The sequence below is a fragment of the Bradyrhizobium sp. BR14999 genome (assembly GCF_056106085.1).
Map to the genome: position 1 here is coordinate 2,991,191 of NZ_CM148536.1, position 15,927 is coordinate 3,007,117.

The window sequence follows — 15,927 nt, forward strand, 5'->3', positions numbered from 1 at the left end:
ACCGCTCTCTCCTCGTCATTGCGAGCGAAGCGAAGCAATCCAGAATCTTTCCGCAGTGACGATCTGGATTGCTTCGTCGCATCAGCGCAAAATTGCTACGCAATTTTGTCGCGAGCTCCTCACAATGACGACAACAAGCACCAAAGGCCAAACCCTATGTCCGTCCGCATCGTCGACGTCCGCGAAATTACAAAACCGATCTCCTCGCCGATCCGCAATGCCTATATCGACTTCACCAAGATGACGACGAGCCTGGTTGCCGTCGTCACCGACGTGGTGCGCGACGGCAAGCGCGTCGTCGGCTACGGCTTCAACTCCAACGGGCGCTACGGGCAGGGCGGCCTGATCCGCGAGCGCTTTGCCGCGCGCATTCTCGAATCTGATCCGAACTCGCTGCTCAATGCCGCCGGCGACAATCTCGACCCCGACAAGGTCTGGGCCGCGATGATGACCAACGAGAAGCCGGGCGGCCATGGCGAGCGCTCGGTCGCGGTCGGCACCATCGATATGGCGGTGTGGGACGCGGTGGCGAAGATCGCGGGCAAGCCGCTGTTCCGCCTGCTTGCCGAGCGTCACGGCGTGACCGCCAATCCGCGCGTCTTCGTCTATGCCGCCGGCGGCTATTACTATCCCGGCAAGGACCTCTCGATGCTGCGCGGCGAGATGCGCGGCTATCTCGACCGCGGCTACAACGTCGTGAAGATGAAGATCGGCGGCGCCCCGATCGACGAGGACCGCACCCGCATCGAGGCGGTGCTGAAGGAGATCGGCAAGGACGCCCAGCTCGCCGTCGACGCCAATGGCCGCTTCAACCTCGAGACCGGCATCGCCTACGCAAAAATGCTGCGCGACTATCCCTTGTTCTGGTACGAGGAGGTCGGCGATCCCCTCGATTACGCACTGCAAGCCGCGCTCGCCGAGTTCTATCCCGGCCCGATGGCAACCGGCGAAAACCTGTTCAGCCATCAGGACGCCCGCAACCTGATCCGCTACGGCGGCATGCGCCCCGATCGCGACTGGTTGCAATTCGACTGCGCGCTGTCCTACGGCCTGTGCGAATACCAGCGCACGCTGGAGGTGCTGAAGACCTGCGGCTGGTCGCCCAGCCGCTGCATCCCGCATGGCGGCCACCAGATGTCGCTCAACATTGCAGCCGGCCTCGGCCTCGGCGGCAACGAAAGCTACCCCGACCTGTTCCAGCCCTATGGCGGCTTCCCCGACGGTATCAGCGTCGAGAATGGCCACATCACCATGCCGGAGCTGGCAGGCATCGGGTTCGAAGGCAAGTCGGATCTCTACAAGGAAATGAAGGCGCTGGCGGAGTAGCCGGCCTGCCGCCACACACTCCGTCATTGCGAGCGCAGCGAAGCAATCCAGAGTCGTTCCGCGGAGGCAGTCTGGATTGCTTCGTCGCAAGAGCTCCTCGCAATGACGATGGAAAGATCGAGCGCGATTGCGGACGCCTTGGTCCGCGGCGAACGGCAGGTTGAGATACACGAGCTGCCGCAACACACTTCGTCATTGCGAGCGCAGCGAAGCAATCCAGAGGCTTTCTGCGGAGGCAGTCTGGGTCGCTTCGTCGCATCAGCGCAAAATTGCTGCGCAATTTTGTCGCGAGCTCCTCGCAATGACGGTGGCGCGAGCGAGCGTCCCTTACGACAACCGCATATCCAAGAGCCGCCGTCCTTCGCCCTTCAGCAGCTTCTTCACCGCGCTGGACGCCACGACCTCGCCGTCGTTGGCGTAGGCTTCGTGGTTCTTCTCGATGTCGTCGAGGCGGTAGAGGTAGTTGACCATGACGCCGGCGGACTCGCGCATGCCCTTTGGTGAGAGATCCCCTAGCCAGTTGATGCGCTCGAGCCGGGCGCCGTTGCCGAGATGGAAGCGGGCGACGGAGTCGATCAGCTTGCCCTTCGGCGTACGTGCCTTCAGGAAGAAGTGCGCCGCGAGCGGCTCCAGAATGCTGCGCAGCAGCGCTGTCGTCTCGGGATGCTCGAACCATGTGGGATCGTCGAGACGCTTCAGCGTCTCGCGGTCCTCGTCCGACAGCGGCAGGTCCTTGTCCTGCTTCACCCATTGCATGAAGCCCGGAACCGGCGAGAGCGTCACGAAGGTGTCGAGCTTCGGCAGCTCGCGGCGCAGCTCCTCGACCACCTGCTTGATCAGGAAGCTGCCGAACGAGATGCCGCCAAGGCCACGCTGGGTGTTGGAGATCGAATAGAACACCGCGGTGCGGGCACGTTCGATCGGCAGATGCTGGCGGTCGACCGCGAGCAGCGGCGCGATCGCGCCGGGAATGGTCTCGGTCAGCGCCACCTCGACGAAGATCAGGGGCTCGTCGACCATCGCCGGGTGGAAGAAGGCGTAGCAGCGGCGGTCGACCGGATCGATGCGGCGGCGCAGATCGTCCCAGTCAGAGATCTCATGCACGGCTTCGTAACGGATGATCTTTTCGAGGATGTTGGCCGGGGTCGACCAGTCGATCCTGCGCAGCACGAGAAACCCCCTGTTGAACCACGAAGAGAGAAGATGTGAGACGTCGCGATCGAGCGCGGCGAGATCGGTGTGCCCGTTCATCATGCCGAGCAGATCGGCCCGCATGCTGACGAGGTCGCCGGTGCCGCCCGGCGCGCGGTTGAGGCGGCGGATCAGCTCCTGCCGTCGCGGCTCGGAAGCGAAATGCAGCGAGCTCGCGTCCTCGTCGGTGGGCTTGGCGCGCCATTTCTCGATCGCCTTGGACAGCCGCTCGCGATCGGGGCCGAAATCGCGCACCAGCGCCTCGAAGAAAGCGCGGCGTCCGGCCGCATCCAGCTCCTGGTAGAGATCGAGCACCTCGCGCGCCATGGCGGTGCCCGAGGCTTCGCCCCGGCCCGAGAGCAGCGCGTCGCAAAGCGCCATCAGCCCGGCGGCGTCTGGTTTGGTGTCCGAGCCGTCGCCGCGGCGAAGCAGCGTGCGGCCGCGCTCGGAGATGGTGGCGAGCAGGTCGGAGAAGAAGGCGTTGGCCATCTGGACTTTTCGATTCCGGTTTGTGCGATGCGGAAGCTTACATGGGATTTAGGCGGAAGCCGATCACAATCAAGCAGGGGAATGCGGCATCTTTAGTTGGGCTGTGCCCCTGGGTGGGCTGTCATGCCTCGCGAGGGTTGTGTGACGCCACGCAACGCGCTGTCATGCTCCGGCTTGACCGGGGCATCCAGTACGCCGCGGCTCCTCGGCTCTAGCCGCGCCGCCTCTGGAATACTGGATCGCCCGCCTTCGCGGGCGATGACACTGAGTGTGTGGCAAACTCCGTCGGCGTCCGCCCCGTCACCTGCCGGAACGCCGCCGAGAACGCCGGCACACTGGCATAGCCCAGCTGCGTCGCAAGCTGCTTCACCGACACGTTCGCATCCGTCGATAGCCGCTGGATCGCCGCCGCAATCCTTGCGCGCTGGCACCAGCTCTTGAAGCTCAGCTGCGTTTCCGTCGAGAACAGCCGCGACAGCGTGCGCGCGGAGGTTCCGACCGCGCGCGCCAGCGTGTCGATGTCGTGCAAGCCGGTGGGATCGTCGAGCACGATCATCGCGGCGCGGCGGCAGCGCACTTCGCGCGGCAGCGGCACGAAGGTCGTGGAATCCTCGGCCTGGTGCAATTCCAGCATCACGAGACGAACCAGTAGCTCGGTCCGCGCCTCGGTATTGCCCGCATCGAACAGCGCCAGGATCGCCTGGTGCAGCAGCGGCGACACCCGGACCACGAACTCCTTGGTCAGTCCCTCATATTGCTGCTCGCGCTTCAGCCAGGGCAGGTCGAAATACAGCGTGCGCATCTCGATGTCGGCGAGCAGGTCGATGGCGTGCTCGAGCCCGGCGGGCACCCAGACCGCGCGGTCCGGCGGCACCAGCCAGCGCCCTCCGGGCGTCGTCACCTGCATGGTGCCCTTGGCGGCATAGATCAGCTGCGCCTCGCGGTGCAAGTGCGGGTCGATCCGCAAGCCCTTGGGATAGTCGCGCGCGACCAGGTGCACGCCCGCGGTCGAGCGGTGGTTGCCCCGGACCTCCCGGACGATTGGCGTTTCGACGACAGTCATTGGCAGCATCCCGTCATGCCCAGAACATATAACTCATTTCGGAGCAGGAGAGGATTCGTATGAACAGCCCCAGCCGGGTCATCAGTTTCGTCAATGCCGGCCATTTCATCGACCATTATTCGATGCTGATCTTTGCCGCCGCCGTCATCATCATGGGGCCGGCGCTCGGCATGGCCTATTCGGAACTCTTGCCTTACGCGACGCCGGGCTTCGTCGCCTTCGGCGCGGGCTCGCTGCTCACCGGCTGGCTCGGGGACCGCTGGAGCCGCCGGCATATGATGCTGATCTTCTTCGTCGGCATCGGCGCCTCCATGATTGCGGTCGGCTTCGTGCAGACCCCGGCGCAGCTCGGCGCGGCGCTGCTCGCGATCGGCATGTTTGCCTCGATCTATCATCCCGTCGGCACCGCGATGATCGTGTCCTATGCCGACAAGCTCGGCCGCGAGATGGGGCTCAACGGCGTCTGGGGCAATCTTGGCGTTGCCTCCTCGGCGCTGGTCACCGGCGTGATCGGCCAATATCTCGGCTGGCGGTTTGCTTTCATCGTTCCCGGCATCGTCACCATCCTGATCGGCATCGCGTTTGCGCTGACGGTCGTGCACGAGGACCGCAAAGGCGCCAAGCAGGCGGCGGCGCAGGCGCGCGTCGCCAAGCAGGACATGTGGCGCGTGGTGTTGTCGCTGCTGATCGTCGTGATCGCGATCTCCACCACCTTCAACGCCGTCACCGTGGCGCTGCCAAAGCTGTTCGCAGAGCGGCTCGCGGACCTGACCAAGAGCCCGGCGCTGCTCGGCGTCATCGCGGCCGGTGTCTACGTGTTCGGCGCGATGACGCAGTACACGATCGGGCGGCTACTCGACCGCTATTCGCTGAAGACGGTGGCGCTGCCGCTGTCCTTCATGCTGGCGCCGTTCCTGTATCTGGCCGCAAGCCTGTCCAATCTGCCGCTGATCGTGGTTTCGATCGGCATCGTCATGGGCGCGTTCGGGCAGGTCACGGTGAACGACGCCATGGTCGGCAAATACACCACGGAAGAGTGGCGCTCGCGCGCCTATGCCGTGCGCTATTTCGTCGGCTTCACCGCGGCCGGCGCCTCGGTCGGCCTGGTCGCCTGGCTCTACGAGCAGGGCGGCTTCGTCACCATGCTGCACGCCTTCGCCGCCCTCTGCCTGCTCGCGATCGCCGCCGCGCTGATCCTGCCGCGCGAGATCCGGACGCCGCAGGCGGCGTGAAGCGCCATCGTGAGGCGCGCTGCTCACGCCACACCGTCATTGCGAGCGCAGCGAAGCAATCCAGAATCTTCCGTGGAGGGACTCTGGATTGCTTCGTCGCAAGAGCTCCTCGCAATGACGGGGAACAGTCGCAATGACGGGGGATGTGGCGGCACGTCGCGTGGTGCCGATGATGCCATTCTGCCGGTGTTTTGCCCGACGTGTCAAACGCCGGTTGCCGCCGGAAAACCTCAACGCCAACAACGCCGTTCTACTGTGCATGGGGTTGTTTTCGCACTTATTGTTGAAGCCCCCCAAGGCCCGGCAGCGGAAAGCCGGAACTCCCTCCGCCTCCCGCGGGTTCTACCCCCGTCGCCCCGGCGCTTCGTCGGGCAGATGAAGGGGGAATGACACCCGCATGCAGTGGAGCCTGCTCCGACCGGTCGGCCTTGTCCCCGCGGCGCTTGTCCTCACCACCATTGCGGCGAGTGCTGAGGGCGGCAAATCGGCCGGCCCGTCCGAATTCCTCCTGGTGGCGCAGATCGTCTTGCTGATCGGGGTCGGCCGCGGTCTCGGCGAGATCATGCAGCGCATCGGCCAACCCTCGGTGATGGGCGAACTGCTCGCCGGCATCATCCTGGGGCCGTCGCTGTTCGGCTGGATCTGGCCCGAGGCGCAGCACGCGATCTTCCCGAAGACGCCCGAGCAGAAGGCGATGATCGACGGCATCGCCCAGTTCGGCATTCTGCTGCTGCTGCTGCTGACCGGCATGGAGACCGACCTCAAACTGGTGCGGAAGGTCGGCAAGGCGGCGATCGCGATCTCGATTGCCGGCATCCTCGTGCCCTTCGCCTTCGGCTTTGCGCTCGGCGAGTTCCTGCCGGATGCGCTGCTGCCCGATCCGCACGCGCGCCTCGTGGCCTCGCTGTTCATGGGCACGGCGCTGTCGATCTCCTCGGTGAAGATCGTCGCCGTGGTCGTGCGCGAGATGAACTTCATGCGCCGCAATGTCGGGCAGATCATCGTCGCGACCGCCGTCATCGACGACACCATCGGCTGGATCATCATCGCCGTCATCTTCAGCCTGGCCTCGCACGGCACGCTCGATGTCGCCTCCGTGGCGAAGGCCATGCTGGGAACGTTCGCCTTCCTGGCCGTCAGCTTCACCATTGGCCGTCGCCTGGTGTTCCAGCTGATCCGCTGGGCGAACGACAATCTCGTCAGCGCGGCGGCCGTCATCACGGTGATCCTGCTGCTAATGAGCGTCATGGCTATGATCACGCATCTGATCGGCGTCCACACCGTGCTAGGTGCCTTCGTCGCTGGCATCCTGGTCGGGGAGTCTCCGATCCTGACCCGGCAGATCGACGAGCGCCTGCGCGGCCTGATCTCGAGCTTCTTCATGCCGGTGTTCTTCGGCCTCGCCGGGCTCAGCGCCGACCTTTCGGTGCTCCGCGATCCCAATCTCCTGATGCTCACCGGCCTGCTGGTCGTGATCGCCAGTGTCGGCAAATTCGGCGGCGCGTTCGTCGGCGGCACCCTGGGCGGGCTGAATGCGAGGGAGTCGCTGGCGCTCGCCAGCGGCATGAATGCGCGCGGCTCGACCGAGGTGATCATCGCCACCATCGGCCTCTCCATCGGCGTGCTCAGCCAGAACCTGTTCACGATGATCGTGACCATGGCGATCCTGACCACGATGGCGATGCCGCCGATGCTGCGCGCGGCGCTGGCAAAGCTGCCGGTGAACGAGGAGGAGAAGGAGCGGCTGGAGCGGGAAGAATTCGAGAAGCGCGGCTTCATCGCCAATCTCGAACGTCCCTTGCTCGCAGTGGACGAGAGCGTCAACGCCACCTTCGCCGCGCACGTCGCGGGCGTGATTGCCGGCATGCGCGGCCTGCCGATCACCGTGCTGCACATCGGCGAGCGCGCCAGGGAGCAGGACAAGGGCGAGGGCGACAGCCACGAAGCCGTGGTGAGGAAGGCGGCCGCAACCGTGTCCGCCAATGGTGACGAGGGTACCGGCAGCGTCGATGTTGTCACCCGGACCAGGCGCGCGGAGCTCGGCGAGACCATTGCCGACGAAGCGCGCAAGGGCTTTGACCTTCTCGTCGTCGGCATCGACAAGGTCGCTGCCGCCAAGGATCGCTTCGACCGGAAGATCGAGGACATCGCCGCCGAGTTCGAGGGGCCGCTCGCGATCGTGGTGGCCAAGGGCAGGCACCTGAAGCAGCCGGTGCCCGACGCGCTCAACATCCTCGTTCCGGTCTCCGGCAGCGGCGTCTCCAAGCGCGGCGCCGAGGTCGCGGTGGCGCTGGCGCAGGCCGGCTCAGGCTCGCTCCGGGTGATCTATGTGACGACGACGCGCGACAAGGGCGCGCAGCGCGGCACCTCGCGCGGACTGAGCCAGGAGACGGGCATCCTCAAGGACACCAGCGATCTCGCCGCCCGCTACGACGTCGACATCACCACGACGCTGCGCGTGAACCGGGCGCCGGAGGCGGCGATCCTGCGCGAGATCGATACCACCGACGTCGACCTCGTGGTCATGGGCGTCGACCGGATCCAGGCCGACCATCTTTCCTTCGGCGGCGTCGCCGCCGCTGTGCTGAGGCAGTCGAAGGTCTCGGTGCTGCTGGTCTCGAGCGGCGAGGCTCGTCAGGCGCCGGCGGAGAAGGCTTAGACGACGGTGCGCACTCCGTCATTGGGACGTGGATGCTCGGCTCTCAGGTCTTCACTTCCGCCACCTTCGCCTTCGGCCCCTTCTTCGACGCGCGCCAGTTCTCGAAGCGCTGCACCACCACGAAGAAGGCCGGCACGAACAGCACTGCGAGGCAGGTCGAGGCCAGCATGCCCGAGAACACGGTGATGCCGATCGACTTGCGCGCGCTGGCGCCGGCGCCGGTGGCGAGCACCAGGGGCACCACGCCGAGGATGAAGGCGAACGACGTCATCAGGATCGGACGGAAGCGGGCGCGCGCCGCCTCGATCGCGGAATCCAGGAGCGGCTTGCCGTCGCGGCCGTGCAGCTCGAGCCCGACCTCGACGATCAGGATCGCGTTCTTGGCCGACAGCGCAATGAGCAGGATCAAGCCGATCTGGCAATAGAGGTTGTTGTCGATCTTGAGGCCGCTGAGGATCAGCATCGGCCCGAGCAGCGACAGCGGCACCGCGAGGATCACCGAGATCGGCGCGTACCAGCTCTCATACTGGCCGGCGAGCACGAGATAGACCAGCAGCATGGCGAGGCCGAACACCCAATAGATCTGGTTCGAGACCGCCTTCTCCTGATAGGACATCGCGGTCCATTCATAGCCGGTGCCCGGCGGCAGCGTCTTGTCCGCGATCTCTTCCATCAGCTTCAGCGACTGGCCGGAGGAATAGCCCTGCGCCGGCAGGCCGATGACGGTCGAGGATGGATAGAGGTTGTAGAGGCTGATCAGCGACGGGCCGTTGGCCGGCGTGATCTTGGCGACGGTGCCGATCGGGATCATGTCGCCGTTCGAGTTGCGCACCTGCATGTTGGCGATGTCGTGCTCGGTGACGCGGAACGCCGGATCGGCCTGGGTGTAGACCTGGAACACGCGGCCGAACTTGTTGAACTGGTTGACGTAGGATGAGCCCAGATAAGTCGATAGCGCCGAGAACACCTGATCGGTGGTGACGTGCAGCGTCTGGGTCTTGACGCGATCGATCTCGACGTTGAATTGCGGCACTGACGAGCGGAACGAGGATTGCACGCGCTGCAGCGCGCTCTGGCTCTGGCCGTTACTGACCATCGCCCCGGTGATGGCCTGCAGCTTGGCGAAATCGCTGTTGCCGTCGCGCAGCTCGACCTGCATCGAGAAGCCGGCGGCGTTGCCGATGCCCTGGATCGGCGGCGGCGGCAGCACGATGGTGCGCGCCTCCATGATGGTCGCGAGCTTGTCGTTGAGCCCGTACACCAGCGAGCGCAGATCCTCGCCGGGCCCTTTGCGCGCCTCCCAGTCCTTCAGGATGATGTAGGCGACGCCGGCATTGGCAAGGCTGGCGCTGTTGTCGAGCGCGGAGATGCCGGCGATGGTGATGACCTGCTGGACGCCTGGGGTGTCCTTGATCAGCTCACTCGCTCTGTCGAGCACCGTCTGGGTTCGCTCCAGCGCGGCGCCGTCGGGCAGCTGCACGGCGGCGATCAGATAGCCCTGGTCCTCGATCGGCAGGAAGCCGGTCGGCACCCGCGACAGGCCGTAGCCGCCGATCCCGATCAGGACCAGCGCCACCGCGACCGAGACGGTGGCGTGCCTGACCAGGAAGCCGATCAGGCGGGTGTAACCGCGCTCGAGCCGGTTATAGACGGCGTTGAAGCCGCGGTAGAAGAAATTGCGCTGCTCCGGCGGCACCGCCGGCCGCAGCCAGAGCGCACACTGCGTCGGCTTCAAGGTCGCCGCGTTGATGGCGGAGAGAAGCGCGGTCGCGGCGATCACCAGCGCGAATTGCGAATAGATGCGTCCCGTCAGCCCCGCGAGGAACGAGGCCGGCAGAAACACCGAGATCAGCACCAGGGTGATGCCGACGATCGGCGCGAACAGCTGATCCATCGCCCTGATCGCGGCGTCGTGGCCGTTCATGCCCTGCTCGATGTTGTGAGCGGCGCCCTCGACCACGACGATGGCGTCGTCGACCACGATGCCGATCGCGAGCACGATCGCGAACAGCGTCGACATGTTGATGGTGAAGCCAAGCGCCGCCATGGCGGCGAACGCGCCGATGATGGTCACCGGCACGGTCGTCGCCGGCACCAGCATGGCGCGCCAGTCCTGCAGGAACACAAGGATCACGACCAGCACCAGGAGGCCGGCCTCGATCAGGGTCATGTAGACCTCGTGCACCGAGGCCTGCACGAACTTGGTGGTGTCGAACGGCGTGTCGTATTTGATGCCTTCGGGGAAGCGCTTGGCGAGCTCCGCCATCTTCTTCTCGACCGCCTGCTCGACCTGGAGCGCGTTGGCGCCGGGCGACTGGAATACGCCGATGCCGACGGCCGGCTGCTTGTTGAGCGAGAAGATCTGGCTGTAGGTCTGCGCGCCCAGTTCCACCCAGCCGACGTCGCGCACCCGCGTGACGTCGCCGCTGGTGCCCGATTTGACGATGATGTTCTCGAATTGGCTGGTGTCGTCGAGCCGTCCGTTGACGTTGAGCGTGTACTGGAACGCCTGGCCCGGTGGCGTCGGTGGCGCGCCGACCTGGCCGGCGGAGACCTGCTGGCTCTGCTGCTGGATCGCGTTGATGACGTCCTGCGGCACCAGACCACGGACTTGCAGCTTGTTGGGATCGAGCCAGACCCGCATCGAATATTGGCCGGCGCCGAACACCGTGACGTTGCCGACGCCGGGCAGGCGGGAAAGCTCGTCGCGGATGTTGATGGTGGCGTAGTTGCTCAAATAGAGGCTGTCGTACTTCGCGTCGGGCGAGGTCAGCGTCACGAACAAGAGGATCGAGGTCGACCGCTTCTGCACGGTGACGCCCTGGTTCTGCACCGCCTGCGGTAATTGCGCCAGCGCGCTGGAGACGCGGTTCTGCACCAGCACCTGCGCGAAGTTGAGGTCGGTGCCAATCTTGAAGGTCACGGTCAGCGTATAGGTGCCGTCGGAGCCGCTGTAGGACTGCATGTAGAGCATGTCCTCGACGCCGTTGACCTGCTGCTCGATCGGCAGTGCCACGGTGTCGATCACGGTCTTGGCGCTGGCGCCGGGGTAGCGCGTGGTGACCTGCACGGTCGGCGGCACCACATCGGGATATTGCGCGATCGCGAGATTGAACAGCGCGACGCCGCCGATCAGGATCATCAGCAGCGCGATGACGTTCGAGAGGACCGGCCGCTCGATGAAGAATTTTGAGATCATGGCCGGCGCTCCTACTTGGCAGAGGCCTGCGGCTGCTCGATCTTCGTCACTTGCGGGTCGATCTTCTGGCCCGGGATCACCCGCAGCAATCCTGCGATCACCACGCGGTCGTCCGGCTTCAGGCCGCTCTCGATCACGCGCAGGCCATTGTCGACGGGGCCGATCTGCACCTTGCGCTGCTCGACGAAATTGTCGCTGTTGACCACCAGCAGATAGCGGCCGCCCTGGTCGCTGCCGAGCGCGGTGTCGGGGACGAGCAGGGCGCTCTTCTCCTGGTCGAAGGGCACGCGGACGCGGACGAAGTAGCCGGGCAGCAGCACCCGTTTGTCGTTGGGCACGACGCCGCGCACCGCGAGCGTGCCCGTCGATGTATTGAGGGTCGGCGAGACGTAGTCGAGGTGGCCTTCATGCGGATAGCCGGTCTCGGTCTGGAGGCCCACCTGGATCGGCAACTGTTTGAGGTCGGCGACGGTCAGCCCGCGACGGGCCGCTTCGGCGCGGATGCGCAGCACGTCCTGCTCGTTGACCGTGAAGTTCACCCAGATCGGGTCCAGCGCGACGATCTGCGCGAGCTGGGTCGGAGAGGAGACGCCGACGAGCTCGCCGATCGAGACCAAGTGCGCGCTGACGATGCCGTCGAACGGCGCCGTCACCCTGGTATAGCTGTAATTGACCTCGGCGAGCCTGGTATTGACCTGGGCCTGCTGCAGACTGGCCTGCGCGTTGTCGCGGGTGGATGTCGAGGTGTCGAGCGTGGACTGCGAGACTGCCTGGCGCTGCACGAGCTCGACCTGGCGCTTGTAATCGGCTTCGGCCTGCTTGACCGTGGCCTGCGCGCCGACCTCGGCAGCCTTCGCCTGCTCGACCTTGAGCTTGTAGGTCTCCGGCTCGATGGTGAAGAGCTGAGTGCCCTGCTTGACGAAGGTGCCGTCCTGATAGTCGATCGATTGCAGAAAACCTTGCACGCGCGCGACGAGATCGACGCTCTTGATCGGCGCGGTGTTGCCGGTCGCCTCGACATAGCGCGTCACGGCGCGCTGCATCGGCATCGCCACGTCCACCTTGGGCGGCGGCGGCGCCACGAAGGTGTTCTTGTCCTCGCAGCCGGCGAGCGTGATCACGGCGGTTGCCGTTGCCAAAGCCCGCCCGACATGTCTCCACGCTTCCTTACGTGATGCAGGATTCGCGCGTGTCATTCGGTGGCCCCCGGGGTTGCTGTCAGTCGGTGCGGCAGGCTACCAACAAATGCCCGTCCGTGGAACACCATAGCCATGGCAGTCAGCGGCCTTGCACTGCAAACGGCGGCGTGGCCTTTAATAGGTTTGTCATGACAAATGGCTTTTCACTGAGCGCACGATCGACCAGAATTGTGTCAAAGGCCATGTGACCGACGTGATGCATCGGAAGAAGAAAAGGTGAGGAGACCATGACGTGCCCACGTCGCTCCAGTCGGCCCTTGCCGGCCTCGTTCTCGCAGCGGCGGTCGCCATGCCCGCGCTAGCTGATGGCCTGAAGAACGAGATCGCGCCGGTCGGCAAGCTGCGCGTTGCGATCGCGATCAGCCCGGCGGGCGGTGCGTTCTGGTCGACCAAGGCCGAGGCCGGCTATGCCGGCGTTCCCGTCGATCTCGGCAAGGAGTTGGCGGCACAACTCGGCGTGCCCGTCGAATATGTCGTGCACCAGAATTCCGGCCAGATCACCGACGCCGCGTCGAAAGGCACATGGGACGTCACCCGGCTTCCCAAGGATCCCGATCGCGAGACCAAGATGATGTTCGGCCCGGTCTACGAGGTCGCCGACGCCACCTACATCGTCAAGCCCGGTTCGAACATCACCAACTTCGCCACGCTCGACCAGGTGGGCGTCAAGGTCGCGGCCGTCAACGCCACCACCACCATGCGCGGCGCCATCGCACATCTGAAGAGCGCGAAAGTCACGGGCTATCAGACCTATGACGAGATCTTCGGCCTGCTCAAGAGCGGCGAGATCGATGCCTTCGCGCTGTCGCGCGACCAGCTCAACAAGATGGCGCAGAAGATTCCGGGGACAAAGGTGCTGGACGAGACCTTCAAGAAGACCGTGACCGCTGTCGCCGTCCCGCGCGGCCACAGCCAGGCATTGGCGTTCGTCACCAAATTCATGACGGAGGCCACCACGAACGGCACGCTACGCAAGGCCTACGACAACAACGGGCTGAAGGATTCGCCGATCCGGACGGAGTAGTGTGACCCACGTTGCGGCGCGCCGATCTGTCAGCGCCCCTTGATCTCCGCGTACTTCGCCATCGCGCGCTCGAATTTTCGGTTGAATAGCCACATCCCGGCAAGGATCTCGCGGAAGCTTGCCGAGGTACGGGCCCGGTCGGCCTGCCCGAACGCGAAGATGCTGTTGTTGCGCAAGTGCTTCATGACCGTGGGGCTGGACACCCTGTAGTTCAGGAGATCGCCCGACTTCAGCGCGGACCGCGTCGGGGTGGGCACGATCTGGATCAGCTCGAATAGCTTCATCTGGTCGATGGGATCGGGCAGCGTCTTCACGATTGCGGGGATCTCACGAAACACGTCCGCATGCGCGTTCATCAGGCCGTCGCGCACATTGGTCCAGTGGTTGAAGCGGTGATCGGTGCCGCGGGCGCGCGCCTCCTCCTTGTCGTCGCGCGCGCTCAGTTCGGGATCGATCGCTGCGATCTCGCCCTTGATGGCCTCCCATTTTCTGCGGCCGTTGCGGTCCTCGGACGGGCCGGTCTGGAAGCTGCCCATATAGGTGTTCGAGCGTCCGTTGCGAACATTCTGCTTGCCGTTGGTCTCGGCGAAGAACAGCCCGACGCTGATGCGCCCCGCAGCTTGCGCGTGAGGTGGCGCAAGTCCCTTGGCGCGGGCGATCGCGACGGCGAGATCGACGACGTCCTTGAACGGCGTCGCCGAGTTCTGCGCATTGGCGGGCGGCGCCTCCATGATCTCGAACAGCGCGGCGTATTCGTCGATCAGCGGCTCGATGGCGGCATCGAAATAGGCCGGGGGAATTTCGAACTTGTTGGGCTTTCCGATTCTAGCGGGAAGGGCGTCGGTGAGATCCTTGTAGGTGCTGATGACGGCGACACGCGCCAGATACAGCGCCTGTCCCGGCAGGTTCGGCAGCGGCTGCTTCGCCTCGATCTGGCGCCGCCGCTCGGCCAGGACCGACTTGAAGTCGGCGAGCGCCCGCTCGTAGGCGGCGAGCGCCTCGGATTGTTTTGCCGTGAGCGTGCCCTGCTGTCCGACGGCGGGTGCCGTCACGAGGAGGGCGAGCGCCGTCAAGGCAGCGGCAACAAGGTATCTCGGTCCCATGCGGTTCCCCGGCGGCTGTCGAATCGTCGCCACGGAACGTAAGCATCAGACGCGGAGGCTGGCGAGATGCAATCTCTCCTGAGCCGACGGCTGCCCTCTCCACCTATAGCGCGCGCTTCGAACTTTCCGGGGCGAGCAGGATGCCGATGAAGGCGCAGGCCGCGATCGCCTCGAAATAGAGGATCACAGGGGTGAAGCTGCCGCTCGATCCCATCAGGGCGGTGCCGACCAGGGGCGCGATGCCGCCGCCGAGGATGATGCCGAGCTGCTTGCCGAGCGAGGAGCCGCTGACGCGAACCTCCGTCGGAAACTGCTCCGCCGTGAAGGCTGCTTCCGGTGCAAACATCAGGGCGTGAATGATTCCGATCGAGACGACCAGGCCCATGACGAGCAGTGTCGGGTCCTTTGTCGCGACGAGCTGGAAGTAGATCGGGTACCACGCCGCCGCCAGGAGGATGCCGAGCGCGATGAACGGGCGGCGGCCGAAGCGGTCCGAGTAGGCCGCGATCAGCGGTACCATGCACATTTCCAGCACGTTGGCGACCATGGTCCCGAAGGTGACGCTGGATTGTGCCATGCCGAGCGTCTTGACGGCATAGCCGAGCACGAAGACCGTGCTCATGTACTGGAACGTGCTGTGCGCCATGTTGGCGAGGCAGCCGAACAGCACCGACTTCTTCCACGACCGCGCCACGTCGAGCAGTGGTGCCTTCGGCCGCGCGGCTGAGGCCTGGACCGCCTTGAAAAGGGTCGACTCGTCGACCTGGAGGCGGATGTAGGTGCCGAGCACCACCAGGACGAGGCTGAGCACGAAGGGCACGCGCCAGACCCATTGCGCAAAGTCTTGCGGGGTCGAGACGAAGCCGAGCAAGGCGATGAAACCGGAGGCCAGGATCACGCCGATCGGACCGGACGCGTTGACAAAGGAGGCGAAGAAGCCGCGTCTTGCCGATGGCGCATTCTCCAGCGTCAGCGACACCGCGTTCATGTATTCGCCGCCGAAGGCAAAGCCCTGTACGAAGCGCAAGGCGACCAGCGCGATCGGCGCCAGGAGCCCGATCGAATCGTAGCTCGGCAGGCAGCCGATCAGGAAGCTCGCCACACCCATCAGCACGAAGGTGATCGTCAGCATCGCCTTGCGGCCGAGTTGATCGCCGTAATGGCCGAACACCATGCCGCCGAGCGGGCGGGCGACGAAGCCGACTGCAAACGTCGCGTAAACCGCCAGCATGCTCGCCGTCGAATCCATCTTCGGAAAGAAGAAGCGGTCGAACACGATGGGAGCGGTGAAGGCGTAGATGAAGAAGTCGTAGTGTTCGATCACCGATCCGAGCGAGGATGCGATCACGAGCTTACGGAACGCCGGCGTGATTGGCGCCGCCTCGGCGCGACTGGTCGCCCCGGTTATGACCTCGGCAGTGTTGCTCATACGTTTCCCCTCT

10 protein-coding genes are annotated in these 15,927 nt (G+C 65.0%); 4 read left to right on the forward strand and 6 right to left on the reverse strand.

The window, feature by feature from the left end; all coding sequences use genetic code 11:
• Positions 1 to 156 precede the first annotated feature (156 nt).
• Entirely contained in the window at positions 157 to 1,326 is a 1,170-nt protein-coding gene (gene tarD / locus ACR9YP_RS13750; protein WP_438105838.1) for a D(-)-tartrate dehydratase, read from the forward strand.
• Positions 1,327 to 1,653: 327 nt separating this feature from the next.
• Here the strand turns inward: tarD and ACR9YP_RS13755 are convergent, their stop codons facing one another.
• Together ACR9YP_RS13755 and ACR9YP_RS13760 are read right to left on the reverse strand one after the other, a co-directional pair.
• Positions 1,654 to 3,006: a malonyl-CoA decarboxylase gene (locus tag ACR9YP_RS13755; protein WP_438105840.1), complete on the reverse strand. Its 1,353-nt coding sequence runs from the start codon at positions 3,004 to 3,006 to the stop codon at positions 1,654 to 1,656.
• A gap of 211 nt (positions 3,007 to 3,217) precedes the next feature.
• Entirely contained in the window at positions 3,218 to 4,069 is an 852-nt protein-coding gene (locus ACR9YP_RS13760; protein ID WP_438105842.1) for an AraC family transcriptional regulator, read from the reverse strand.
• A 59-nt stretch (positions 4,070 to 4,128) separates the two neighbouring features.
• Between ACR9YP_RS13760 and ACR9YP_RS13765 the strand changes: the two genes are divergently transcribed.
• Together ACR9YP_RS13765 and ACR9YP_RS13770 are read left to right on the forward strand one after the other, a co-directional pair.
• Complete coding sequence (locus ACR9YP_RS13765) at positions 4,129 to 5,301, forward strand: MFS transporter (RefSeq protein ID WP_438105844.1); 1,173 nt, start codon at positions 4,129 to 4,131, stop codon at positions 5,299 to 5,301.
• Between the two features lie 397 nt (positions 5,302 to 5,698).
• Complete coding sequence (locus ACR9YP_RS13770) at positions 5,699 to 7,960, forward strand: cation:proton antiporter domain-containing protein (RefSeq protein ID WP_474220152.1); 2,262 nt, start codon at positions 5,699 to 5,701, stop codon at positions 7,958 to 7,960.
• 43 nt (positions 7,961 to 8,003) lie between these two features.
• Here the strand turns inward: ACR9YP_RS13770 and ACR9YP_RS13775 are convergent, their stop codons facing one another.
• Complete coding sequence (locus ACR9YP_RS13775) at positions 8,004 to 11,159, reverse strand: efflux RND transporter permease subunit (protein ID WP_438105848.1); 3,156 nt, start codon at positions 11,157 to 11,159, stop codon at positions 8,004 to 8,006.
• An 11-nt stretch (positions 11,160 to 11,170) separates the two neighbouring features.
• Positions 11,171 to 12,355, reverse strand: coding sequence for an efflux RND transporter periplasmic adaptor subunit (locus tag ACR9YP_RS13780; RefSeq protein WP_438105849.1), 1,185 nt, complete (start codon positions 12,353 to 12,355; stop codon positions 11,171 to 11,173).
• A gap of 235 nt (positions 12,356 to 12,590) precedes the next feature.
• On the opposite strand from ACR9YP_RS13780, the gene ACR9YP_RS13785 reads away from it, so the two are divergent.
• Positions 12,591 to 13,382: an ABC transporter substrate-binding protein gene (locus ACR9YP_RS13785; protein WP_438105851.1), complete on the forward strand. Its 792-nt coding sequence runs from the start codon at positions 12,591 to 12,593 to the stop codon at positions 13,380 to 13,382.
• Between the two features lie 29 nt (positions 13,383 to 13,411).
• Here the strand turns inward: ACR9YP_RS13785 and ACR9YP_RS13790 are convergent, their stop codons facing one another.
• On the reverse strand, positions 13,412 to 14,485 hold the full coding sequence (locus tag ACR9YP_RS13790) for a hypothetical protein (protein WP_474220154.1): 1,074 nt from the start codon (positions 14,483 to 14,485) through the stop codon (positions 13,412 to 13,414).
• A 103-nt stretch (positions 14,486 to 14,588) separates the two neighbouring features.
• Positions 14,589 to 15,914, reverse strand: a complete 1,326-nt coding sequence (locus ACR9YP_RS13795) for an MFS transporter (RefSeq protein ID WP_438105854.1) — start codon at positions 15,912 to 15,914, stop codon at positions 14,589 to 14,591.
• Positions 15,915 to 15,927 lie beyond the last annotated feature (13 nt).

Excerpts from the sequence above, each read along its gene's own strand:
- tarD (WP_438105838.1), top strand. The coding sequence starts at position 157 with ATGTCCGTCCGCATCGTCGACGTCCGCGAAATTACAAAACCGATCTCC.
- ACR9YP_RS13755 (WP_438105840.1), bottom strand. The coding sequence starts at position 3,006 with ATGGCCAACGCCTTCTTCTCCGACCTGCTCGCCACCATCTCCGAGCGC.
- ACR9YP_RS13760 (WP_438105842.1), bottom strand. The coding sequence starts at position 4,069 with ATGACTGTCGTCGAAACGCCAATCGTCCGGGAGGTCCGGGGCAACCAC.
- ACR9YP_RS13765 (WP_438105844.1), top strand. The coding sequence starts at position 4,129 with ATGAACAGCCCCAGCCGGGTCATCAGTTTCGTCAATGCCGGCCATTTC.
- ACR9YP_RS13770 (WP_474220152.1), top strand. The coding sequence starts at position 5,699 with ATGCAGTGGAGCCTGCTCCGACCGGTCGGCCTTGTCCCCGCGGCGCTT.
- ACR9YP_RS13775 (WP_438105848.1), bottom strand. The coding sequence starts at position 11,159 with ATGATCTCAAAATTCTTCATCGAGCGGCCGGTCCTCTCGAACGTCATC.
- ACR9YP_RS13780 (WP_438105849.1), bottom strand. The coding sequence starts at position 12,355 with ATGACACGCGCGAATCCTGCATCACGTAAGGAAGCGTGGAGACATGTC.
- ACR9YP_RS13790 (WP_474220154.1), bottom strand. The coding sequence starts at position 14,485 with ATGGGACCGAGATACCTTGTTGCCGCTGCCTTGACGGCGCTCGCCCTC.
- ACR9YP_RS13795 (WP_438105854.1), bottom strand. The coding sequence starts at position 15,914 with ATGAGCAACACTGCCGAGGTCATAACCGGGGCGACCAGTCGCGCCGAG.